The sequence below is a fragment of the Flavobacterium pectinovorum genome (assembly GCF_006438875.1).
Classification (GTDB): Bacteria; Bacteroidota; Bacteroidia; order Flavobacteriales; family Flavobacteriaceae; genus Flavobacterium; species Flavobacterium pectinovorum_A.
The window spans coordinates 1-25982 of the sequence record NZ_RCZH01000016.1 but is presented as its reverse complement, the minus strand read 5'-3'; the positions used below and the strand labels follow the sequence as shown (position 1 = coordinate 25982).

General features: G+C 33.9%; 17 protein-coding genes. 1 reads left to right on the top strand and 16 read right to left on the bottom strand.

What is annotated here, in order from left to right; genetic code table 11:
* Positions 1 to 6 precede the first annotated feature (6 nt).
* The 13 genes from EAH81_RS20430 to EAH81_RS20370 all read right to left on the bottom strand — a co-directional run bounded on the left by EAH81_RS20430 (position 7) and on the right by EAH81_RS20370 (position 18441).
* Positions 7 to 648, bottom strand: coding sequence for a hypothetical protein (locus EAH81_RS20430; RefSeq protein WP_140510698.1), 642 nt, complete (start codon positions 646 to 648; stop codon positions 7 to 9).
* A gap of 77 nt (positions 649 to 725) precedes the next feature.
* Entirely contained in the window at positions 726 to 1082 is a 357-nt protein-coding gene (locus EAH81_RS20425) for a cytochrome C oxidase subunit IV family protein (RefSeq protein WP_140510696.1), read from the bottom strand.
* 17 nt (positions 1083 to 1099) lie between these two features.
* Positions 1100 to 2077 (bottom strand): cytochrome c oxidase subunit 3, encoded by a 978-nt coding sequence (locus tag EAH81_RS20420; RefSeq protein ID WP_140510694.1) that lies wholly within the window; start codon positions 2075 to 2077, stop codon positions 1100 to 1102.
* Between the two features lie 42 nt (positions 2078 to 2119).
* A complete protein-coding gene (locus tag EAH81_RS20415) occupies positions 2120 to 2707 on the bottom strand; it encodes a heme-copper oxidase subunit III (RefSeq protein WP_140510691.1) in 588 nt (195 codons plus the stop codon).
* Between the two features lie 2 nt (positions 2708 to 2709).
* Positions 2710 to 3612, bottom strand: a complete 903-nt coding sequence (gene cyoE, locus EAH81_RS20410; RefSeq protein WP_140510690.1) for a heme o synthase — start codon at positions 3610 to 3612, stop codon at positions 2710 to 2712.
* 159 nt (positions 3613 to 3771) lie between these two features.
* A complete protein-coding gene (locus EAH81_RS20405) occupies positions 3772 to 5913 on the bottom strand; it encodes an energy transducer TonB (protein ID WP_140510687.1) in 2142 nt (713 codons plus the stop codon).
* Positions 5914 to 6657: a deoxyribose-phosphate aldolase gene (gene deoC / locus EAH81_RS20400; RefSeq protein WP_140510685.1), complete on the bottom strand. Its 744-nt coding sequence runs from the start codon at positions 6655 to 6657 to the stop codon at positions 5914 to 5916.
* A 114-nt stretch (positions 6658 to 6771) separates the two neighbouring features.
* Positions 6772 to 7155 carry a VanZ family protein gene (locus EAH81_RS20395; RefSeq protein ID WP_140510682.1) on the bottom strand — a complete coding sequence of 128 codons (384 nt, stop codon included), beginning with the start codon at positions 7153 to 7155 and terminating at the stop codon, positions 6772 to 6774.
* Complete coding sequence (gene gcvH, locus EAH81_RS20390) at positions 7148 to 7528, bottom strand: glycine cleavage system protein GcvH (RefSeq protein WP_140510679.1); 381 nt, start codon at positions 7526 to 7528, stop codon at positions 7148 to 7150. The genes EAH81_RS20395 and gcvH overlap by 8 nt, the downstream gene beginning before the upstream one ends.
* Positions 7529 to 7614: 86 nt before the next feature.
* A complete protein-coding gene (sprA, locus tag EAH81_RS20385) occupies positions 7615 to 14880 on the bottom strand; it encodes a cell surface protein SprA (protein ID WP_140510676.1) in 7266 nt (2421 codons plus the stop codon).
* Positions 14881 to 14904: 24 nt separating this feature from the next.
* On the bottom strand, positions 14905 to 15486 hold the full coding sequence (gene ruvA / locus EAH81_RS20380) for a Holliday junction branch migration protein RuvA (RefSeq protein ID WP_140510673.1): 582 nt from the start codon (positions 15484 to 15486) through the stop codon (positions 14905 to 14907).
* A gap of 78 nt (positions 15487 to 15564) precedes the next feature.
* Entirely contained in the window at positions 15565 to 17856 is a 2292-nt protein-coding gene (locus tag EAH81_RS20375) for an NADP-dependent malic enzyme (RefSeq protein WP_140510670.1), read from the bottom strand.
* Positions 17857 to 18015: 159 nt separating this feature from the next.
* Positions 18016 to 18441, bottom strand: a complete 426-nt coding sequence (locus EAH81_RS20370) for a CBS domain-containing protein (RefSeq protein ID WP_140510668.1) — start codon at positions 18439 to 18441, stop codon at positions 18016 to 18018.
* Between the two features lie 763 nt (positions 18442 to 19204).
* Between EAH81_RS20370 and EAH81_RS20365 the strand changes: the two genes are divergently transcribed.
* Positions 19205 to 19531 carry a hypothetical protein gene (locus EAH81_RS20365; RefSeq protein ID WP_140510666.1) on the top strand — a complete coding sequence of 109 codons (327 nt, stop codon included), beginning with the start codon at positions 19205 to 19207 and terminating at the stop codon, positions 19529 to 19531.
* Between the two features lie 276 nt (positions 19532 to 19807).
* On the opposite strand, the gene EAH81_RS20360 is transcribed toward EAH81_RS20365, so the two are convergent.
* The 3 genes from EAH81_RS20360 to EAH81_RS20350 are packed head-to-tail and all read right to left on the bottom strand — an operon-like array spanning position 19808 to position 25096.
* On the bottom strand, positions 19808 to 21811 hold the full coding sequence (locus EAH81_RS20360) for an OmpA family protein (protein ID WP_140510664.1): 2004 nt from the start codon (positions 21809 to 21811) through the stop codon (positions 19808 to 19810).
* 12 nt (positions 21812 to 21823) lie between these two features.
* The gene (locus EAH81_RS20355) at positions 21824 to 22735 is read right to left on the bottom strand and encodes a type IX secretion system membrane protein PorP/SprF (protein WP_140510662.1); all 912 of its coding nucleotides are present in this window, start codon (positions 22733 to 22735) and stop codon (positions 21824 to 21826) included.
* Positions 22736 to 22786: 51 nt separating this feature from the next.
* Positions 22787 to 25096, bottom strand: coding sequence for a gliding motility-associated C-terminal domain-containing protein (locus EAH81_RS20350; protein ID WP_140510660.1), 2310 nt, complete (start codon positions 25094 to 25096; stop codon positions 22787 to 22789).
* Positions 25097 to 25982 lie beyond the last annotated feature (886 nt).

Genomic DNA, 25982 nt, shown 5'->3' with positions numbered 1-25982 from the left:
TAAAGATTAAAGTTCTTTTGTTGCGTTATGATTCTTTTTAAGAGCCGCACGATATTCGTATAAAATGATTTTAAAATCATCCAACATTTCGTTGCTCAATTCAGATGGATGAAAAGTGTTGTAACCTTCTTTATATTCATCTTTATCTTTTCTCCCTCTCAAATTTCGCTCTTTATCTACGATGTAAACATTTGGAGTTCCAAGATTCGCATCTAGTTTCCCTTTTAAGTGAAGCTGATCATAAAAAGTTTTTATTTCATCTGGCGAAGCAAAAATAAAATGCCAACCGGACACATCTGTAAAAGAGCCTAATGATTCTTCTATTTTTTTAGCGTCTTTCTCCGTTCCTAAAGGACAAACTACAACAAATTGCAAATCTTTGAAGCCATTATAGCGTTGGTAAATTTTTTCGTTTAAGTTGAAAAAATTTCCTCTGTTTTTTAAAATTTCGGAACCTGAAAAACCAAGAATCGTAATTTTATTATTTAAAGTTACTTTTTCTCCTTTGAGAGATTTCCAATTACCAAAATCGGCAATTTTAGGAGTTATTGTGGGAAGTTTAGTAAAACTATTTACACCAGAAGCAAAAAACAAATAGGCTACAATTGGCAAAACAAAAAGTACAAAGAGAACTATATTTTTTTTCATTTTATTACCGAAGTTATTGAGGTACAAAAATAAAAAAATCCCGATGTTATCGGGACTCTTTTCGAATTAATATCATGTTAAAAATTCCATTTAATAGTAGAATCTTTAAAAACCCCATAAATATAATGTCCTTCTGTCAACAGAATAAACAATAAATATAAAACTAGGAAAATAACTGGTGATACAACAGACCATCTAAGGCTGCTTTTTTCACCTTCCATGTGCATAAATGCCCATACTATATAATATGCTTTGAATATTGTTAAGATATAAAATATCCAGTTCAACAAATTCAAACCTACAAAATGATTAAATTCTAAAAATCCTGGTTTATAGATACCCAAAAAAACTTCAACTGTAGTTACAAGTGATAGTAATCCAAAAACAAACCAGATTCTTTTTGTATTTGATACGTATTCGTGATCGTGTGACATAATGATAAATCTTAAAATTAAACTAAGTAGAAAACTGTAAATACAAATACCCAAACTAAATCGACAAAGTGCCAGTATAAACCAACTTTCTCTACCATTTCATAACTTCTTCTTTTCTCGTAAGTCCCTAATAATACATTAAAGAAAATAATGATATTAATTATAACTCCGGAGAATACGTGGAATCCGTGGAATCCTGTAATGAAGAAAAAGAAATCAGCAAATAATTTACTTCCGTATTCATTTCTTGTTAAGTTAGCTCCTTCTACAACATATTTTGCAGTACTTAAACGAGCTTCAGATTCTGCTCTTGTCAATACTGTTTTTTTCTTTTCTGCTGTAAGATGCTCAGTTCTTATTAATAATTCAGGATGTGCTTTAAAACCTGCCTGAACATCAGCAACTGAATAGGTCGGCACTGTTTCAGCACTTTCCATAAACCATTTCCCTTTTGCTCTTGTAAGTTCTTCTGGCTGTTCCGGTAATTTTACTGCAAACTCCTCAAGAGCTACTCTTTTACCATCTTTATCAACAAACTGCAATAAGCTTCCTCCTACTGTTTCTACTGCGCCGTACTCCCCTTTAATGAAGTTTTTCCATTCCCAGGCTTGAGAACCCACGAAAATCAAACCTCCAATAATAGTTAAGAACATATAAATTGCAACTTTTGTTTTTTTCAAATGATGACCTGCATCAACAGCCAAAACCATTGTTACAGATGAGAAAATCAAAATAAAAGTCATTAAGGCCACATATAGCATTGGTTGTGGATTTCCATGCATAAATGGGAAGTGAGTAAACACTTCATCAGCCAAAGGCCAGGTTTCAATAAATTTAAATCTAGAAAAACCATAAGCTGCCAGAAATCCAGAGAATGTTAAGGCATCCGATACGATAAAAAACCACATCATCATTTTACCATAACTTGCTCCTAATGGCTCATTGCCGCCTCCCCAAGTTTTTTCGTTGTTTGCAGTAGTAACTGTCGCTTCCATAAAAGATATTCGTTAAAAAGTTCCCAAATTTACGTTTTTTTCTTATTTAAAGAAATATAAAAATAAAAATAAATATACCCACAATAAATCCAAAAAGTGCCAATACATCGCACCTAGTTCTATACCAAGAGTTTGAGTCGAATTGTATTTTTGTTTAAAATGATTATAAATTATAATTAAAAGTGAAATTAACCCTCCAGCCAAGTGTAATAAGTGTGTTACGGTCACTACGTAAAGAAAAGTTGTAGTAATTGAACTACCTTCTCCTGTAAAATAATAACCACTTTTTACGATTTGTCCAAAACCTACAAATTGTAAAACCACAAATAAAATCCCTAAAGCTAAAGTTCCTAAAAGCAATGCCGTAGTTGTAGCTCTATCATCTTTTTGAATTGCTTTTTTAGCCAAATAAAAAGTAACACTACATCCTATAATTACTGCTGTACTATAAAAAAATGCTGTTGGTAATTCAAAATTCTTCAACCAGTCAGCTCTTGATTTACTCACCACAAATGCACTCGTAAGTCCGGCAAACATCATAGTCATACTTACCATTGCGAACAACAAAATTAGTTTTGCCGATTTTGCGCTCCTTACTTGTTCCTCACCTTTTGTCATTGTCATTTCCATAACTATCTTAAAAATTTATCTACTATATATATTATTTGCAGCAGCGATATATACGAAACACTTACTAGCATTAATGTTCTTGCCGCTTTTGCTGTTCGTAACTTGTACAAACGTACCGCATAAAACAACATCCAAAGCCCTAATAAAAAGACTAAAACTGCTGCGATTGGCGAAATAAACAATTGTCCTGTATATCCTAAAACCGGCAACAGTGACGCTATAATAAGCCAAACTGTATATAACATAATCTGCATAGCGGTTCCTTTATCTTTTTTTCCTGTTGGAAGCATAAAGATTCCAGCTTTCTCATAATCTTCATACAAAAACCATCCAATTGCCCAAAAATGAGGAAATTGCCAGAAAAACTGAATCAAAAACAACGTTCCTGCCTCAATACCAAACTCTCCTGTTGCGGCAACCCAACCTAACATAAACGGAATTGCACCGGGAAAAGCGCCTACAAAAACCGATAACGAAGTTACTGTTTTTAAAGGTGTATAAATACTTGTATATAAAAATATTGAAATCGCAGCAAACATTGCCGACTTTGCATTGATTGTATACAACAAAGTAATACCAATTATTGTAAGCAAACTTGCCACAACCAAAGCCATTTGAGGGGACATACGTCCTGAAGGAACGGGACGATTTTTAGTACGATCCATTAACGAATCGATATCTTTTTCGATCACCTGATTAAAAGCATTTGATGCTCCAACCATGCAATAACCTCCAATCATCAAAACAATCAAAACACTCCACTTAAAAGGATGTGCATCATTAACACCTAACAAATATCCCGCAATGGAAGAAAACAATACGCTAATAGCTAAACCAGCCTTCGTTATCTCTTTGAAATCGTTAAATATTGATTTTATTGAAAATGTATTTTTAGTAGCGTTCAATACGGTAATTGTTTGTATGTTTTTTTTGAGTGGTGCAAATGTACAAATTAGATTGTAGAATCCAGACCTATAAAATTAGATTTTTTTCAATAAAACCTTTACAAAATAAGGACTTGCAAATCTTTAACACAATTATTTCGAAAAATCTTATTAAAAATACTAGTAATCAAAATACCAATTAAACACATCTGAACGTAATCCGATGCTAAACCAAGTTGTATTTTGCTTAAAAGTAGTAGCAGTTTCTTGCGTCGGATCAAAATTTCTATAAATCAAACTTCCGAACAATTTTAGATTTGTCATTGGATTAATTACATATCCTCCTTGAAAATCTGCAATAAAAACACTCGTTTTATTCCCCTGACCTACTTTTACTCCTGTATCATAGGGACGATTAAGATCGTAACTTTTGTAAATATTACTTCCATAATTGTAACTATTCTGAGCGGTATCAAAATCCAGTCCTCGCGTTCCAATTGTAATTTTTCCATCAGCATAATAACGACCTTTGTGGTAGCGTCCAATTGCAACAAGCTCTTCAAAATTACCTCCCCATTGATGTCCAAGACTCTGATTATTATGTCCGTAATTCGTAATAACCGCGCTATGGGAATACACATAAGGACGAACATGATTGTACTCTAATTGCAACAGCAAATCTTTGACTTTAAAAGCATTGAAATATTTAGCTCCTAATTGGTAACCAAATTTATTCTTCCAGCTCTGTTCTCCTTTTGCCATATCTCCTACCGAAAATTCGTCCAGCAAGAATTGTCCGTACAAATTAACATTATTGTTCCACTTATATTTACCTGTAAATCCTAAGAGCGCATTTCCGCTTTTTGAAGATGATGCAAACTCTACTGTACGATAAAAAATAATTGGATTTACAAAGTTGACATCAAAACCTCTATTATTGGTATCTGTCCAAACTACAGATTCAAAAAATCCTAAATTTAATTTATTCGAAACATTCCAGCTTAAGTAATGGTTTGCCATGAATTTTGTGGCGTATGTTTTATCAACCGTTACATCAGGACGAACATCCTTAAGCCACATATAGGTATTTGTATATTTTATCTTCCAGAAAGTAGTGTTTATTTTAAAATATGGATATGGGCTTGCCCCATCGCTTTCAAGCAGAGAACGATATCCGTCTCCAATAAAGTTTCTTCCATAACCTAACTGAAAATCAAAAATTTTACTTGGGGCATAGGTAATATTAGCTTCCGCTAAAGGAAAATCGTAAGCGTCAGTTTTAAATTGTTTTGCAATTCCAATTCCCGGAATAATTGCCGGATTCCCTCCCGAAGGTTTCAATGTATTAGCATAATCATTATAATAACCTGCAAATCTTCCCTGACTTTCAAAAACTGTCGTGGTAAAGTTAATTTGCTTACCTAAACCTCCTCTAAAATTCAGTGCTCTGGTATTTACATAAGTATAAGAACCATCAAGATCCGAAGCTTTACCCATTTGCAAATCAAGAATAGGATTTAATGCCAACCAATAATCTTCCCCTTGAATTTGTACTAAATTTTCATTCCAAAATTTTCTTCCCAACCAGGTCGAAACATTCTTTTGAAGCGATTCATTAACCGCTTTTAAATTATAATATTTTGAAACTTCAGCATAAGTATAAGGTTTAGAAGCAGTATGATTATTACTTCCAACCTGATTCATAGCTCCGTCAAATTGGGCATAGTAACTATGAGAAAACGGAATATTCAAATGACTTTCAAACTCAGGATTATGGTATTTTTTATACACAATACTATCCAATTCTGTCATTGGTTTTTCAACCTGTTTTACAATTTCGGCTGCAGCCAAAGCTTCGGCAGCAATTTGATCACCACTTTTTAGAGGCACAGCAATTGAAATTGTATATTTCGAATATGTTGGCTTTCCATTATATGTCGAAGGTTTTATTTTGGGAAACTTACCAAAAACACGTTTTGCCTCTTCTGATAATTCATCATTGGCAGCATTTACATAAAGCACTTTAAACTCCCCATTTGCATCAACTTCAAAAAGAACTTTTACTTCTCCTTTATAATTATTTTCTTTTAATTTTTGAGGAACTTCAAAATTATGAAACACAAAATCCTGTACTTCTTTATAAAAACAATTCTCCAATTTTTTTGCTTCTAAATTTTCACAATTTGGAAAAACAGGAAACTGCTCTGCTGTAAAACCGGGCTTTATGGACGAATTATTATTTTCCTGAGAAAAAGCAAATAAGACAGACATGGTAAAAGTAAAAGATAAAAAAATCTTATTCACGTAAATTTTGGTTTTCATTTAATATTGATTTGGGGTATTTTCTCCGCTTGCAATTGCTTTTGCAGCCGAAGTTCCGATACGTTTAACGCCTAAACGAATCATTTCTATTGCTTCATCATACGACCTTACTCCTCCGGCAGCTTTTACCTGCAAAGGCGATGCGTTTTCTAACATCATTATAATCGTTGGAATAGTTGCTCCATTTGGAGCATCGTCTTCGGTTTTAAAAAAACCTGTCGATGACTTTACAAAAACAGAAGCATAATTCTCTTCTTTAAAATTTGACATGACGACATTTTTTATCAATGCCGAAAGCTGAATAATTTCTTTATCGGTTAAGGCAGCAACTTCAATAATCCATTTTACTGTTTTATTATTTGCCAAACCTATCTGAGTTCCAATTAAAATTTCTTCCTTTAATAAAGCAATTTCGCCTCTTTTAAAAGCTTCATAATTACAGACAAAATCTAAATCCTCTGCTCCATTTTCGATTGCCTCATTTGCTTCTTTAATCTTAACTTCAATACTTGATTTGCCTTCCGGAAAATCGATAACTGTACCAATCAGTAAAGTAGAATTGGCTTTCACAATCATTTCTTTGGCTAAAACAACATATTCCGGACGAATCATAATTAACTTAAAACCTTCAAGAATTGCCTCAGCAATTGCATTTTTTACCACGACTTTATTTTCTGCTTCCGAAAGTCCGGCTTGAGAGGCAGTTTTTAAATAAGTCGAATCCAAATATTGCTTGACATTCATGATTTTAAAATTATATTGAATTGGGACAAAAATACATTTTAAATTCAAAAAAAACTCCTTGTAAAGCCTGATTTTTAGACAATAAAAAACCCACCGAAGTGGGTAGTTATATTCTTATATTTTATCGATATGCTTCTTGAAGGCTATTGCAGTAAAAACTGCTATAGTTGCACCAAGCGCATTTGCTAAAACATCTGTTACATCTGATGCTCTTGTTGTGGTAAGAAGACTTTGCAGGATCTCGATCGTAATTCCAAAAAAAACAGAAAATATGAACGAAATCAAATATGCTTTATAGTCATCTGCTTCTTTTCCTTTAAGTTCTTTTTTAAAGAATACAATCCAGGAGATTGTAAATCCAAAATGAAAACAAAAATGTACTATTTTATCAATACTCGGAATATTCACTACAGGAATACTACTCGAATCTATAAGACAGAAATAAGCAATAATTCCTGAACAAATAAGGGCCCAGATTAATAGAAATTGTTTAGGCACCGATTAATTGCGTATAAGCTTCTGCAGACAACAAACCATCTACTTCTGATGCATCAGCGATTTTTATTTTAATCATCCATCCCGCTCCATAAGGATCAGAATTTACTGTTTCAGGTGCACTTTCCAAGCTTTCATTAAAAGCAATAATTTCTCCTGTTAAAGGCAAAAACAAATCTGAAACTGTTTTAACAGCCTCAACTGTTCCAAAAACTTCATCTTTATCAAGTGTTTGATCTAAAGTTTCTACTTCAACATACACGATATCTCCTAACTCTTTTTGTGCAAAATGAGTAATTCCTACAGTTGCAACATCTCCTTCGATGCTAACCCATTCGTGATCTTTTGTGTACTTTAAATTTGCTGGTATGCTCATAATTGTGTTGTTTGAAAATTGATAATTTAGTAATTAAGCCACAAATGTAATAATCTTCTAATGAAATCTAGTTTAGAAACTAAAAATTAATTTCCGAAATTATATCGAAGCGTGAATCCTGATCTAATATTTGTTAACGGAAATGATGTTGAAATTACTGCTTTCGAGAACGAGTGGTCGTAATAGAATATCGCTGTAAGGTTTTTACTAAACGAATAATCTGCTGTCATTTTCACCGACCAAATGTTTTGACCTGCCGCCAATTGATTATTGTCATAATCCAGATAACGAACTAATGTTTGATTATTTCTATAAGAAAAATCAGCTTTTATATTGATATCACTTTTAATAATTCCCGTTGGACTATCGGCTAGTCTTGAAGAAAAAATAACATCTTTAAAACGATATCCCATTCCCACAATATACTCGAGTCCTTTAACTTCTGTCAACAAATTATTATCAAAACTCATAGACAACGCTCTGTCTTTTTTAATTTCCGTAAGGATACGCAAAGAGCTTTTCAACTCAAAATCAACACGAATAAGCGGACTAAACTGCTCTACCAAATTGACATTTGACATGATCGTTTTGTTGTAGAAATTAAAACTCTTTGAATCCAACATTGGATTTGGCAGATTATCAGGATTTGCTATAGCGTTATCATAATCAAAGTTTGACCTGAATTGATTGATCGTATAAGAAGCCCTGTAATTATTTTGCAATGAGAATCGCTTGAATTTATCTTTGAAAAACTTATAACGCATTAAACCGTTGTACTTAATACTCCAGTTTGGAATTGGGAAATCTCTAAAAATGCCCGTTGAAACTTTCGATGCATCGCTTCCGGTATAAGCCGCAAGAAAAGACGGTAACAATACAGCCTGATTGCTTTTACCATAACCAATTGGATACCCTTGATTTGACGCATAAATCTCTCTTTGTTTTTTAAACGGATCTTCCGCTGTTGGATCTGTTGGCGGTGGCGGAACATCATTTACATCATACCTTGGTATTGGACTTGATCCATAATGCTCTTCTGCAAGACGATTTGCAATCACCAAACGATTATTTCTAAAATCGTCAAATGCCGCTGATTGTGTTTCATCGCTTTTAGAAAAAGCTGTTTTTATTAACACCGTCGATATCGAAAACATTCCGTAAGTGTATGGCGATAAAGGCATATATTGATTATCAGACTCCCTAACACTATATTGCTCTGATGTATTTTGAGAATAAGCACGATCCATTGCCAGGTCGATTTTTAAATCCGGCAGTAAATCAATATTCGCAGTTATTTTCAAAAGCTTATTTGTTACTTGTGTAAAGTTTTGATTGAAATCCTGATAATCTGTCAACCATCCATTTTTAGCAGCTTCATATCGTACATCATCCTGACTTCCAAAGACAAAGCCTAATGTTGGTCTTGAAGTTCCAAAGAATCCTACACTTGGTGTATATCCCGGTAAAACAGTTCCGCTATTTTTGGTATAATTTACCTGAATGTTTTTCACACTGGTCAATATTCCTATTAAGCCATCATAAAAAGGACTATTGCTTACTACCGGTTTTGCCGTATTTACAATTTTTTCTCCCGGTTTTGGTGGTGCCGCAGCCTTAGGTTTTGCCTTCGAAGATTTTGCCCCAGGTGTTAATCCTAAATATTTATACAACATATTCATATTAAATGTCGTAGTCAATGTATTAGAATTTGCATTCTGAATAGTATTTCCCAAATTGTAATTTGTTATTGATCCATCCGGATTTGTTATCGGAAGATCAGCAAACGCTGAAGAAGAACGCTGCCAGCTATAATCAGCCGTATACGAATAACTTGCTTTTACGAAACTTAAAACTGGTATTTTATTAATTGGTATTTCGTAATTCAACACCAATTGCTGTATGTGTGAATTTGGCGTTCCGATGTCCAGATAATCGTCCCAAATATTAAAATCTTCTTTAGGTGTATTATCATCATTCAAGAAATTTTTAACAATATTATTTGATGCTGCCGTATAATTTACTTTCAATGATTTGGTCAAATTATATCCAAAGCCGTACTGATAATTGAACGCAAAATTTCGTCTAAAAAGCGGATCAACCGGAATTCCCTGTGTTTCAACATCCCTAAACTGCTGACGGTTACTTTGTCTTAGAATATTGGTATTAAATGTGATATTAGATGGTAAATAATTGAAATTAAAGTCGCTTAAAATCTTCCAGTATTCACTTGATTTCATGAATTTGGTTGTTTTAAAAGGTACTACTTCTTTTGGCTGAAAAGTATAAGCATAATTTACCGCTGTATTCGATTGCTGATCCTGATACGTTTCTACTTCATAATCGTGACGGTTAACCTCGTTATACGATTGTGAGAATGTTAAGTTTTCGACATCATAAACGTGTTGTTTTTGCTCCGGAGCTCTATCTTTTTTTACGCCAATAAAATTGATACTTCTTCGTTTTGTATAATCAACAGCACGAGTTCTGATATTATCCTTTTCAGCCTGATCTTTAGTTTCACTAATCAACTGATCTAATTTTATATCCTGATTAAAAGGATCATACTCTGGTGTAATTACTTCTTCTCCAATGGCATAATTAAAGGGTAAATTGATTCCCCATTTATGTGGCAATAATTGCCCCAGATTTAAATTGGTAACAATATTATACTGTTGAATGTCTTCACGACTTCTTTCATTTGCTCCTTGTTCTAGAGATCCAAAACCAATTGTACTCTTTTTACCTGTTGCCGAAACTGTAGCAAAATCAGCCATGTTGGTATCAATATTTAATATGGCTGCCATACCTCCTTTATTCTCTAAATCGGCCAAACGAAGTTCGTTAAACCAAACTTCCCCTTTAAGATCTTTATGATCTACTCTGCTTTTTACTCCGACCATTAAATTTCGGACTAAACCAAAATTCGGATTTCCTTTTATACCCAATGTCAATCTACCATCACCATCTCCGCCTTGAGCGTCAGGATCATTATCCGGATAATAAATACCATTAATATCTCTTTTAGGAGAATTAGGATCGAGACTCATGGCTTTAATTTTCATACTCGTAAGTAATTCCAATGCCAGATCAATATTATTATCTTCCATCCAAACCTGATCAGGACTTATCGTACATGAACCTCCGGTTCTGGTTACTTTTAATGGAATTTCGACCTGATAGAAGTTTTGTGTGAAGTCATTTCCAAAACGAATAAATCCAATCATTTCATCATCTTGCAACGTCGCTTCACTTGGTAAAGATTCAGCATGCAGGAACATTTTAAGTTTTTTGTATTGACGCATATCAACGCTTACATTCTTAAATACTGCTCTTGAGTCTAAAGGCTGTAAACCTGATCCTCCAACTCTTAATGCCAACGCTTGCTCATTTTGGTTGATGATTGTATTATTATTGTACAATTGTTCTCTTTGAACTCCTGGTGGAATCACATAGTTTACAGGACATTTTGTACTGTTTTCCTGAATGTTTACTGCCGAAACGTCAAATTCAGTCCCGTCATTTGTTGGGTCTGTATCATTTGCATCCAAAGTTCCTGTATATCTTCTCCACTCTCCACGAACTAAATCTAAAGCTCCAAAACGTACAGTCATCTGATCATTAAAACCAGTCATAAACATACGCATAAAACGAATTGATCTAAAATCTGAAATATTACCAATGGTCTTTTGAGGTTGAGAAACAGGAATCTTAAACTGAATCCATCTTGCATTTGTTGTTCCTCCGTTTGGCAACTCAATATTAGTTACATCACGAATATCTGTTATGTAGTTCTGTCCAACTTGCATTCCCGGTTTAATATCAATACTATATTGGTAATACGCATTTATAGTACTCATCGTATTATCACGATTAATATCTTCTACATCAGGCAATGTTGTTGCTCCACGATTAGGATCGTCTATACTTACTGCTGAGTTTCCTTCAACTCCATTGTACTTTTTATATCGATCCAGAACTCCACCGGTTGTATTTAAATAATAGGTATAATCGTCTGCTGCAGGATCTGCTTCTCCAGCATAATTTGTATATACTGAACCTTCTTTTGAATTTGGCAAACCGTCTAAACCAACGTCTTGATTTTTACGATTATCTGCATTTGTATCAAATGCATAGATTAAAGACTGAGAAGCCGGAACATCCCCCCAAATTGGTTGCGGGTTTACCATTATTTGGCCTGGCCCTAGTCCGTTTTCATATTGTTTTCTTCCATCTTTTAAGACATCTTCAGAAACTTCACCTAAATTAAAATAAAGCTTTCCTGTATTGTTTGCTGGCGCTTCTGCATTTCCAACATAGGGATCAAGAACCCAAAATTGAATATACTCAACATTTCCCTGCTCAAAATTCGTAGAATTCAAAGAACGCATAATCCCTCCAAAATTTGAAGCTGCCGGATCTGTACCAAAATTAGGATTGTTATTATAAGGACCTCTTTCTGATGGATAATAACTTAAATCAAGTGTATTGATAACCTGAATTTGTCCCTGAGCAATATCTGTATTTGGATATAATTCACGGCTATAAATTCTTCTGGTCGTATTTAATGATAAATCATCATTTGAAATACCCGATGGTTTTGAAGTATAAAATACAGGATCGATAGTATACCAAGCCAATTTTGCTCTTTTGTAACCATATCTTAAATCTTCAAAATTAGCATTAAAAGTAGGATCTCCCGCCGCATTAATAAATGGCGTAGAAGCTAAACTCCATGCATATGCTGAACGCATGTCTATAGTAGATTGTGATCCTTCAAAATCGTCTACATAAATTGTTGCTTCTCCTTCAAAATCACTTGCTTTTGGAGCATCTGGTCTTAAGAAAGCAACCTCGCCACGAATCGAAAGATTCGATGGAACATCTGTATCAATATTTGGTAATTTGTTTACTAATCTGGTAAAGAATGGAACTTCTGTAGAATAGTTTCCATTAAAACCAAAAATGGTGTTGTTTACAGATTCCTGACCATAGCTCGATTTTTGAGTAAAGGGTCTTTCTGTCATTTTTAAATAGGTTCCTCCAACAACAAAATTATCTGAAATTTTATGTTCGATATTGAATCCCATAAATCTTCGGGTTTGCTGTCCAAAAATTGAATTGTTTTCCAGCGAAACCTCAATTGGTGTATTTGAAGCCTGAAGTGATGGATCTAAAATTTGTACTCTTCCTAATTGATAATCTACACTATAATCGATTCCTTCGACTAATCGTCTTCCTGCAGCCATTACTACAACTGAACCTTGCGGGACATTAAATGCTCCAATTGGAATTCCGTTACTTCCTGATGATTTATATTTTCCTCTTAATAAGAATTTATTTTTATCACTGTCTTGCAATGCTCCTGATTGTGTATTTCTATACATGTTATTAAACACGTATTTTTGTTGGTTTGGATTATATGTTGAAGGATCATTATAATTTTCTCCTGAACCCGTATTTAATTTATCAAACAAAAGTTTTCCAAAAGGCTCTTTTGTTGTAAAAATAATTCGACCGTTTTGAACGTCTACCGTTATTCCTGGAAGATAATCAAAGAAACCATCTCCTCCTGTTTGCGGATCGTTATTATAATTTAATCGATCTAAGTTAAAGACATTCAATAATGGTGTTTGATCAACCTTATTGTCTGCCGTAGGATTTGCAGGAAAAGTACTTCCCTGAACTGGTGTAATATAATTTATAGGCGAAGGATCTGTATAAAGAATGTTTAATCTAAAATCATCTTGCTTAATTTGATATGCCTGAGGAATCTGATACACGTTTTTCATCATCAGGTTCCAAACCGGATTTTGCACGTTGGTTAAACTGCTTTTAAGCATTTTCAAGATCAAACTTTGTGTAATAATAGCCTGATTTGAAGGATTATTTCCGGTAACAATTGTTCCATCAACTCCATCACTACCAAATTCTCCAACCTGATAAACTTTACCACCAATGGTATATTCGTAAGCAACAGCCAAAATTTCATCATTTGCCAAACGCTGCTGCAAAGAGATATATCCTAACTGTGAATTAAAAGTAAATTCGTTCGTACTTAATTTTCTGGCATTTTCTAATACAGAATAATCAGTACCCTCACTTACGTTTGCATTATTAAATCCTGATTTTGCTGTTACGATTTCTCTAATATTTGAATTCAAAAATGAACCTGCCTGACCAATAGCTCCCGGATCATATTTATTATTATCATTTTCTGCTGGTGAATCAATAGCGTTATTAAAAAAACCTGTTGTAGGTGTTACAACCACAATTTGATTGTCCGGAATACCAGTTGCTTGTGCTTCTCCTAAATCCTGAAGTGCAATAACGTTGCGTAAGTTGTTACTGGTTGTACTTACTCTGTTTTGCTTGTTTGTTACCCAAACTTCAATTCTGGTTACCTGCACACGACTATCAATAAATGGATATCCTTTTAAAGAAGCATCGTATTTGTTTCTGAAATATTGTGATAAGAAGAAGTGTCTGTCATTATCATAGTCCAAAGCATACAAATCAAAATTTTGAACTGTACCGCCACCTTCTGCAACTATACTCTTTGTTTGTGACTTTTGTTCGGAGAAAACTCCGGTGATTGTTGTTTTACCAAATTGCAGCTGAGTTTTAACCCCAAATAAACTTTGAGCTCCACGTATAAGCGTACTATTCAAAGGCATACTAACGTTACCAACCTCAACTTTTTGGATAATATCATCTTCTGAAGGTGAGTAGGCAAGTTTAAATAAGTTTTGAAATGCAAATGTAGATTGCGTATCATAATTAGCATTTACATCTAATCTGGTTCCTACTTTACCCATTAAACTCATGCTGATTCTCTGATCAAAATCAAAAGTTAAACTTGATCTGTTTCTGGGTGAGAATGAAGGATTGTCTTGCTTGGTATATCTAATACCCAAATCCATTTCGACTGATCCTGTAGGCTTTACATCAATTGTATTACTTCCAAAAATGCTTTCGAAAAGACTTGAGTTAATATAATATCTTGGCAATAAATTCTTTTTATTAGCTTCGCTGCCCACTTTTTTACCGTCAATAGCATCTGATTTCTTTTTGAAATAATCTCTTCTGGATTCTTTCAAAACTAAATCTTCATATTCTTTAGGCGTTAAAATAATTGGGTAATTGATAGAAATACCATCAACTGAATTGGTATAAACATATCGATCCATAACCGGATCATATTTATAGGCAGAAAGTATGCTTGGTGGATCTTCAAGCTCTACTTTACCTACAGAAAATTGCGTCTTTGTTGTATCTTGTATTGGTTTATTTACTTGCGCACGCAAAACATTACCGCAAAATAAAACCAGCAAAAAAATACAAATTTTACGCATATCAATCCTTTATTTAAAATGAGTTTATAAGCTTTTTAAAGCTTTTTTGATGATTGTTTCAACAGTAGCTTCCGGATCTTCTTTAACGATCTTTTCGACTACTTTTTCAGAAGTTTTTCTAACAAAACCTAAAACTTCCAAAGCAGATAACGCCTCATCTCGATTTGTATTGTTTTGTACTACAGAAACTTCGTCTAAATCGTACAACTTTAACACTTTTTCTTTTAAATCAAGTATTACTCTTTGTGCCGTTTTGTTTCCAATTCCTTTAATTGACTGTATAACTAACACATCCCCAGAGGCAATAGCATTTATTATTTGTCTCGGCTCTATTGAAGACAACATTGTTCTGGCAATATTTGCTCCAATACCGGAAACTGACAACAACATTCTAAAAATTTCTCGCTCTGATTTTTCTACAAAACCAAATAATGTATGCGCATCTTCTTTGATTTGAAGATGCGTATACAACTTTATATTCTCTGCATTTGGAATTAATGAGAAGGTGTGTAAAGAGATATGTACTTGATACCCAACACCTCCGCAATCAATTACGACATCTGTAGGGTTTTTCTCAACTAGCTTGCCTTGCAAATGTGCTATCATAGTATAATTTATTAGGGTCAAATATAATAAAAATGCAATAAAAATACGACAATATTACTTCGACCCTTATTATTTCTACTATTTAGCTAATTTATTCTTTTTGTTCTCTTTTTCCTGAGCGTCAATAACTGCAATTGCAGCCATATTAACCATTTCTTCAACGCTTGCTCCTAATTGAAAAATGTGAACCGGTTTCCCCATTCCCATCATGATTGGACCAATCGAATTTACTTTATATAATTCTTTTAATAATTTATAAGTAATATTAGCCGACTCTAAATTAGGAAAAATCAATGTATTTACCTTTTTACCTGCTAATTTTGAGAAAGGAAATTTCTCTGCAAGCATTTCCTGATTCAAAGCAAAATCTGCCTGAATCTCTCCATCAACTACCATATCAGGATGATTTTTATGCAAATAAGCTACTGCTTCTCTTACTTTTGAAGCACTTTGACTTGTTGATGATCCAAAATTTGAAAAAGAGACCATTGCAATAACGGGCTCAACACCAAACATTTTTGCTGTTTTTGCTGTCATAATTGCAATATTAATCAAATCTTCGGCTGAAGGATTTATATTAATTGCAGTATCTGATAAGAACATTGGTCCGCGAGAAGTCAACATCATATTTGCCGTTGCAACAAGTGAAGCTCCATGCGCTTTTTCAATCAACTGTAACATTGGTTTTACAACACTTGGATAACTTCTGGTATGACCTGTAACTAAAGCATCTGCTTCGCCTTCATTGACCATCATTGCAGCAAAATAGTTTCTTTCGCGCATATATTTTTGAGCATCAAGTAGCGAAACGCCTCTTCTTTCTCTTGTTTCCCAATATGAAGTTGCAAATCTGTTACGTCTTGCTTCTTCTTCATTTGTTTTAGGGTCGATGATTTCAAGTTCAGCATCAAAACCTAATTCAGCTTTAAGCTCCAAAATCACTTCTTTGTTCCCTAATAAAATTGGAAAACCAATTCCGTCTTCATGAACAATTTGTGCCGCTTTTAATACATTTAATTGATCTGCTTCTGCAAAAACAATTCTTTTAGGATCCATTTTAGCACGGTTTGTCATCAAACGCACCATTTTATTATCATTACCCATACGTTCACGAAGCTGATCTTCATAAGCTGCCCAGTCTGTAATAGGATTTTTGGCCACACCAGATTCCATTGCTGCTTTTGCAACTGCCGGAGCAACTATAGTAATCAATCTTGGGTCAAATGGTTTAGGGATAATATAATCTCTTCCAAATCCTAATTTTGTTGCGCCATAAGCCACATTTACCTGCTCAGGAACGGGTTCTTTGGCCAAGATAGCCAAGGCTTTTACTGCAGCCATTTTCATAGCTTCATTAATTTTAGTAGCCCTAACATCTAGCGCTCCTCTAAAAATATATGGAAAACCTAATACGTTATTTACCTGATTAGGAAAATCTGAACGTCCTGTAGCCATAATAACATCTTTACGAGTTTCTGTGGCCAAATTATAATCGATTTCCGGATTTGGATTCGCCATTGCAAAAACAATCGGGTTATCTTTCATCGTCAATAACATTGCAGGCGTCAAAATATCTCCCGAAGACAATCCGATGAAAACATCTGCTCCTTTTATAGCTTCTGCCAATTCAATTTTAGCGCCATCTACGGCATATTTCAATTGCAATTCTGATAGTGAAGGATTATCTTTTGTTAAAAGTCCTTTACTATTAAACATTTTGATATTTTCTACTTTAACACCTAACAAAACATATAAATCTGTACAAGCGATCGCTGCAGAACCTGCACCTGAAACTACTACTTTTACATCTTCGGCTTTTTTTCCTGCTAATTCAAGTGCATTGATTAAAGCTGCCGAAGAAATAATTGCCGTTCCATGCTGATCATCGTGCATTACCGGAATATCCAATTCTTCTACCAGTCTTCTTTCGATTTCAAAAGATTCAGGTGCTTTAATATCTTCCAGATTTATTCCTCCAAAAGTTGGAGCAATATTTTTTACGGTTTGGATAAATTCTTCAATATCTTTTGTTCCGATTTCTATATCAAAAACATCAATATCAGAGAATATTTTAAACAATAAACCTTTTCCTTCCATAACTGGTTTAGAAGCTTCGGGACCGATATCTCCAAGCCCTAAAACAGCTGTACCGTTTGAGATTACGGCAACTAAATTTCCTTTTGCTGTGTATTTATAAACGTCGTCTACGTTTGCTGCAATTTCTAAACATGGCTCAGCAACACCCGGCGAATAAGCCAAAGATAAGTCTCTTTGGGTTGCATATTTTTTTGTTGGAACTACCTGAATTTTTCCTGGAGTTGGTTCTGAATGGTACAGTAACGCTTCTCTTCTTTTACTCTCTTTGTTCATTATATTTAGCTTTTATTCTAGCTTACAAAGATATAAGTCTTGGTTTAAAATGGCGTCTTTTTATGTTTTTCTTTTCCGAAAAAAACGTTTTCGCTGTGCCAAAAAAAATAGTCCATCATAATTTGGACTATTTAATAAAGTTTGCTTTTTGATTTTATATTACTGAGAAATATAAGAGTTTAAATGATTTATAGTGTCTTTTTGAATTTCTATAATCGCTTTTACAACATCACTGATCGAAATTATTCCTACCACGATTCCATCTTCCAAAACTGGTAAATGTCTGATTCTTTTCGTACTCATCAACTCCATGCAATCCTCAATATTATTTGAAAGGTTTACCGAAAAAACATTGCTTTCCATGATTTCATGCACAAAAGTTTCTTTTGATGACTTGTCTTTCAAAACAATTTTTCGGGCATAATCCCTCTCAGACAATATTCCCTTTAAATCGGCTTCATCGATAACCAGAATTGCCCCAATGTTTTTTTCTCCCATTACTTTCAGCGCTTCATAAACTGTTGTTGTTGAAAGTACGGAATAAACATTTTTTCCTTTTGCGTTTAGTATTTGATTTACAGTCATATCTGAAAAATTTTAGATCTATAAAGTTAGAAAAAAATGAATATAAAAAACAACGAAAACGATTTTTTAAAACTTAACACATTCATTTTTAAGATAATAAGTTAAAATTTAATTTAAAGGAAATTTACTTTAAAAAAATGAATGAATTTTAAGACTTTTTTGCGAAAAGCGCAGGGTTTGTGTCATCCTGACGGAGGAAAGATCACACGCGTAATTCCGCAAAGATTGTGGTTACATTACGAATGATGGATTGAAATCCATCTCTACAATATGTTTCGTTCCTCCGGAACTTTTTTATGAATTATTCTACGTTTTTGTAAACGATTTGTATTCATTACAATTTGTCATTTCGACGGAGGAGAAATCACACCAGAAACTCCGGTGCTAAAATCGCCAATCTTTGTCGATTAGCGCGTGAGATTTCTCCTCCGTCGAAATGACAAGGTTGCGGTATGATTGAGAAGGACGGATTAAAATCCATCCCTACAATATATTCCGTTAGGAATTAAATGTTGGTAGAAAGAGGAAATCACGTTTCCATAATATCCCGTAGGGATTACATAAAATTAAAAAAAGATATCAACACGACATATATGTCGTTCTATTATTCTTCTATGTTTAATAGATTTGATTTTTGAAAAAATGTAAAAAAATAATTAAACCACATATTATAGTATGTGAAAAATTACAATTAGATATTTCAACTTGCATAAAATTAAAAAAGCTTAAATACAGAACCATTTACAATCAAAAATATCATATAATGGAAACAATTGAAACTAAAAATTTAGAACGCCTAAAAAAATTATCCGCTCAATATTTCCGTACTATAAAACCGTTTCCGGATAAAAAAGGGCTTTTTACGGCTCAAATTAAGTTGTCAAATTATTCTGAACTCGGTTGTATTATTACAGAAACCCTAAAATTATGTATCGTAGCGCTGGATCAAGATGCGCATAAAACTTCGGATACCGTTAAAACTTCACCTATTAATGTGTCGCTCATTCTAGAAATGGTGTTAGAACTAATTCCCACGGATGAATTTGAGATTCTGGATGAAATCCATCAAATGTTTGTTGGCGATAATTAAAACACAATGCATAATGATTAAAGCAAACTGGACTAAAGTCCAGCCCTACAATATAAATGGAGCCGATGGCTCTTTTTGGATTTAGAAACGTAAAAAATTTTATAAGTTAAACTAGAGAAGAACTACAACATACATTAGACCTACTACTCTTAATAAAGTTCCGAAGGAACAAATTATATTGTAGAGCTGGACTTTAGTCCAGTTGAGAATATACGTTTACAATTTCCCAAAAAAAGACCTTTTCAAGATTAAAAAAGGTCTTTTTTAATTTTATAATTAGAGGCTAACAATTATAAATTCGCTTCGTCTGTTTTGCTGATGTTCTTTTTCGGTACATTTTACACCATCGGCACATTTATTTACTAATTGTGTTTCTCCGTATCCTTTTGCTGTTAATCGGTTGGCATTAATTCCTTTTTGTATTAGCCAATCCTTAGTCGATTCGGCTCTTTTATCTGATAAAATCTGATTACTTTCACTTGATGAACGACTGTCTGTATGCGAACGTATATCTAATTTTATTGTTGGATATTGGTTTAACATATCAACTAATTTCTGTAATTGAGGTTCAGATGTTTTTTTGATTGTAGCTTTTCCTAAATCAAAAAAGTTCATCGGAATTTGCAATAATTTCCCTAAATCGGTTCCAACGGTAATCGTAACCTTAACTGGTTTAATAGTATTATTTACTTTTATGACAACCGGAATTGCCGTTATTGGTTTTGGTTTCTTTTCTAAAGCTATTGGCAGAGAAGTTGAGCCTGTTGCTTTTTTTAGCGTCAAGGAAACTTCTTTAAACAAATATTCTTCTTTTGATGTTTTGATAAAATATTTCTTTCCGCATTTTACATTCGAAAAAACATAATTTCCATTAATATCTGATTTTGCTTCAACAGCAGATTTACCTGCTTCATCAAATAAAATTAGACTGACATTCGAAAGTGTTTCGTTTGTTTCCTGATCTGTAATCGTTCCTGATACAGACTGTTCGCAAATTAATCTGCGGTTTTCTGTAAATCGGTAAACATCATCTAATCCCTGACCGTTTATTCTGTTTGAAGAGAAAAATCCATTTCTGTTTTTGCTGTTAATTATAAAAGCAAAATCGTCTTGCTTACTATTAATTGGTTCTCCAATATTCTGAACTTCTTCAAAAGAACCATCTTTATTTATTTTTGAAACATAAATATCAAGTCCGCCTAAACCAGGTCTTCCGTCGCTGGAAAAATAAAGTTCTTTTTCATCCGAAATAAAAGGAAAGGTTTCTCTTCCTTCCGTATTGATTTCCGGACCTAAATTTTCAGGCTTGCCAAAAGTTCCATCAGTTTCTATACTTACTTTAAAAATATCTGAAAGCCCAAAAGTTCCCGGCATATCTGATGCAAAATACAATGTTTTTTCATCAATACTTAAAGCCGGATGCGCAACACTATATTCGTCACTATTAAAAGGAAGTTCCTGAACTTCTTTCCATTCGTCACCTATTAAGGTCGCTTTGTAAAGTTTTAAGAATGTAATTTTATTTTCATTCTGTCTTCTTTTTCCATCTACCGAATTATTTCTGGTGAAATACATTGTTCTGCCGTCTTTTGTAAAAACCGGAGTCGATTGATTGAAATTGACTTTTAAATTTTCTTTGTGAAACAACATTGGTTTTCCAATGCTTCCGTCAGGATTTAATTCAACAGAATACAAAGTTGAAATCGCTTTATTGGTCCATTTAAAGTTCTTTTTGATTATTGAACCTGTATCTCTGGCAGATGTAAATACTAGTTTATTATCTAAAATAGTACTTCCATAATCTGAATCTTTTGAATTAATTCCAGCATCTGCAATATCAAATCGGTCCGAATTTGCTTTAATATCTTCTAAATAGTTTCTGTTGTTTAAGAACAGAATTGCTCTTTTATCTGATGGTGCTTTTTGGCTGAGTTTTTCCAAAATTTCATCTGATTGCGTATAATTTCCTTCTGATTTTAAACATTGCGCATATTTGTACAAATACTCTGCTTCCTGATTTTCATTAAGGAAAAATAATTCCTGATAGTATTTTAGAGCTTCTTGTAATTCTCCAATAAGATAATAGGAATTGCCAAGCCTTTGAAACACTTTTTCGTCTCTAACTCCTTTTTCAACTAAACTTTCGTACGCTTTTATTGCATCCGCGTAAGCGTAATTGTCATATTTTTTATCTGCATTTTTTGTGCTGGCAGTTTGGGCATTTGCCATGAAAAAAATGTTACAGAACAAAAAGGAATAAAGTAAATTTTTAATCTTCATATCTTAAATCAATTAAAAGAATCTTGGTGATGTAAGTCTGCTGTAATTATTGAAAAATTCAAAACGAAGGAAAATTTCATGCGATCCTGAACTATATCTTCTTAAATTGGTGGTTTCATGATCGTAACCGTATCCTATATACATGCTTTTTGAAACCTGAAAACCTGCCATTGCACTTACCGAAGCACTCCAACGATATGCAAGTCCCACAACAAATTTATCATTAAACATAAAATTTCCAGAAAGATCAACTTGTAAAGGTGCTCCTTCTACCATTTTTGTTAATAGGGCAGGCTTGAATTTTATGTACTCTAAATGGTCTAAATTAAAGACGTAACCTGCCATAAAATAGTAGTTGATTTTGTCTTTGAAAATAGCAATATCATTATCATTATATCGATTGGTCTGGATGAAATTTGGTACTGATAAACCAATATAAGCTTTGTCTGAATGCCAATAAACACCGGCTCCAACATTTGGCGTAAACTTGTTATTCAGATCCTGAAATTGTGGATCGTTCTGATCTTCATAACTTAATTTGCTTATATCTAAATTGAAAAGATTCGCTGTTGCTTTTAATCCAAAAGACAGTTTAAAATCTTCTGAAGTTGGAATACTATAGGACAAATCTGCCGATAATGTGTTTTCGTTTGTTGGTCCAATTTTATCATTTACCAACGAAACTCCCAGTCCCAATTTACTATTGTTTAAAGGTGTATTTATCGAAAACGTACTTGTTTCCGGTGCTCCATCAAGTCCAACCCATTGTGTGCGGTACAAACCAAAAATGCTTAAAACACCTCGCGAACCTGCATAAGCGGGATTAATTGCAATAGTATTATACATATATTGTGTAAACTGCGCGTCTTGCTGTGCGGTACATACAACGGAAAAAAACATAAAAATTAAAACTAGTTTTTTCATTTGATAATCTTTAAAAAAACGGCTTAGCCAATTCTAAGCCGTTTATAATTTTTATTTATTAAGATATAAGTAACCTGATAATTCGTGTTGTGTCGATCCGCTATCTCTGTATTTCAGGATATAAAAATAAGTTCCTACCGGTAAACCGTCCGATTGCTTTACGGTTACACGTCCTTGGGAGATTCCAACAAAAGCTCGGTCTTCATTATTATAATGGTCTGTATCATAAACCAAAACTCCCCAACGATTGTATATTTCGACTGTATTATCCGGATAACATTCTAATCCCTGAATATAGAATCGTGCATTTTTTGCATCTCCGTTTGGAGAAAAAGCATTGAATACTTTAATCTCACATCCATTCAAGGCAAGAACAGTTGGTCTGTCTTCGGCATTGTTTTCATTATCTGATGTATCTCCAATAATAACTCCTTTTCCGCTTCGTCCTTCAACACTTGCCTGATTGGTAACACTTCCGTGGTTTATATCATTTTGTGTTATTTTGTATTGTGCAGTAAAGTTTGTGTCATTCGATTCATTTGGTTCCAGAGTCATGGCTTGTCCAGAGATTACAACGCCCGGTAAAGGATCTGTAATCATGATTTGTTTTAATGCAACATTACCTGTATTTGTTACTTTAAACTTGTACGTGATTGTTTCTCCAGCTTCTGCAACTCCGTCTCCGTTTTCATCATTAAATGAAGCGGTTTTAATAATGGCTATCGAAGGAACTTCAACAAAAACATCTAATATTGCTGTATTACAATTGGTTGGATTTGCTTTTTCACAAACTTGATAAGTCAATGGATAATTTCCTGCCGGCGTATTTGGTTTCACGCTTACCGTTCCATCTGCATTAAATTCAAAATAAGGACTGTTTGTAATATTCGTGAATACAATGTCTGATATATTAATTGGCAGTCCTTTTAATAAATCATTATCCAAAACATTTATAAATTCTAATTCTCCATTTATTCCATCAACACTTGCCGTATCATTCGTCAAAAGAATTGGAATTAATGGTGTTGGAGGATCCAGAAGATTCAACACTGTAACACTAACAATTGCCTGACTACAGCTTGATGGATTTAAAGCATCACAAATTTGATACGTTAATTGATATGTTCCTGTAGGTGTTTTTGGTTTAAGATCTACTGAACCATCTGCATTTAAAACCAAATTAGGATTCGGAATAATTGTAGTCAGGACAACATTTGCTGCACTTAACGCTACTCCGTTTAAAGTATCATTATTAAAAATATTCAATGATGTACTTATTTCTTTATTGGTATTAATTGGTCCCGCTTCATCATCATTTGCCTTAATGGTAAATGTTGGTTTTGCATTACATCCTGATGTTGCTGCAGGATAATTTACCACAACACTTACCGTTGGATTTAATGAAAACTCCATTGTTACACTTGGTCTTGTGTTTTCAAATCCGTCAGCACCTTCCGTCCATTGTCCATTTGTCAATATCCATCCCGGCCAATCTAAGCCATTTCCGTTACTGTCAATTGCTGCACCCGGCCAAAGAATATTTCCGCTTAATGGTAAGTTGGTTTGTGTTGCAACTACATTATTTGCACTGTCAATCCATCTTATTGTCAATAAGTTATTTGGTGTGAAATTATCCGGCGTCACATTATAAGAAACGTAAGGAACGTTGTTTGAGCAATAACTATCTGCTGTTATTGTCATTGTTGGCGCAACAACAGTAATTTTTACTATTGCTGTCGCACAATTTGTTGTGTTTAATTCGCAAACTTGGTATGTTAATTCATAAGTTCCTGCTGGTGCATCGGCTTTTAGAACGATTGTTCCGTCAGAATTTAGTTTAATATTTCCTGTTGGATCTGAAACTGTTTCTGAAATAGTAACTTCTGTTGCAACTATTGTTTGTCCGTTTTTAGTATCATTCCCAAGAACATTTAAAACATTCACAGGATGATTTACTCCAACTACTGAAGCTGCTGTATCGTCTATCAAAACTAATACTGCACCCGTTACCGGAATAATACTTTTTGCGATATCGCAATTATTTGTATTATTTACTTCGCAAATTCTGTATTCAACTTCATAGTTTCCTATTGGAGTTCCTGCCGCTACGGATATTGTTCCATCTGCATTTAAGGTTAATCCTGTTGGAACTGTGATTCCGGTTAAAGTAACCTGACCTGCCTGATTTCCTATAATTGCTGAACTTCCATTTAAGGTGTCATTTGTAATAAGTGAAGTTGTCGTTTTTCCTCCGATGCTTCCGTTAACTGAATCTGTTGTTTCAGGAACTGCGTCTATAACCGGAGCAACAACCGTAATTTTTACTGTTGCTGTTGCACAATTTGTTGTGTNACTTCGCAAATTCTGTATTCAACTTCATAGTTTCCTATTGGAGTTCCTGCCGCTACGGATATTGTTCCATCTGCATTTAAGGTTAATCCTGTTGGAACTGTGATTCCGGTTAAAGTAACCTGACCTGCCTGATTTCCTATAATTGCTGAACTTCCATTTAAGGTGTCATTTGTAATAAGTGAAGTTGTCGTTTTTCCTCCGATGCTTCCGTTAACTGAATCTGTTGTTTCAGGAACTGCGTCTATAACCGGAGCAACAACCGTAATTTTTACTGTTGCTGTTGCACAATTTGTTGTGTTTAATTCGCAAACCTGATATGTTAATTCATAAGTTCCTGCTGGTGTATTGGCTTTTAAAACAATTGTTCCGTCAGGATTTAGTTTAATATTTCCTGTTGGATCTGAAACTGTTTCTGAAATAGTAACTTCTGTTGCAACTATTGTTTGTCCGTTTTTAGTATCATTCCCAAGAACATTTAATATTGTTTTTGGCTGATTTGTACTTACAACTGAACTTGCTGTATCGTCTATCAACACTAATACCGCGCCCATTACGGGAATAATACTTTTTGCAATATCGCAGTTATTTGTATTATTGACTTCGCAAATTCTGTATTCAACTTCATAGTTTCCTATTGGAGTTCCTGCCGCTACGGATATTGTTCCATCTGCATTTAAGGTTAATCCTGTTGGAACTGTGATTCCGGTTAAAGTAACCTGACCTGCCTGATTTCCTATAATTGCTGAACTTCCATTTAAGGTGTCATTTGTAATAAGTGAAGTTGTCGTTTTTCCTCCGATGCTTCCGTTAACTGAATCTGTTGTTTCAGGAACTGCGTCTATAACCGGAGCAACAACCGTAATTTTTACTGTTGCTGTTGCACAATTTGTTGTGT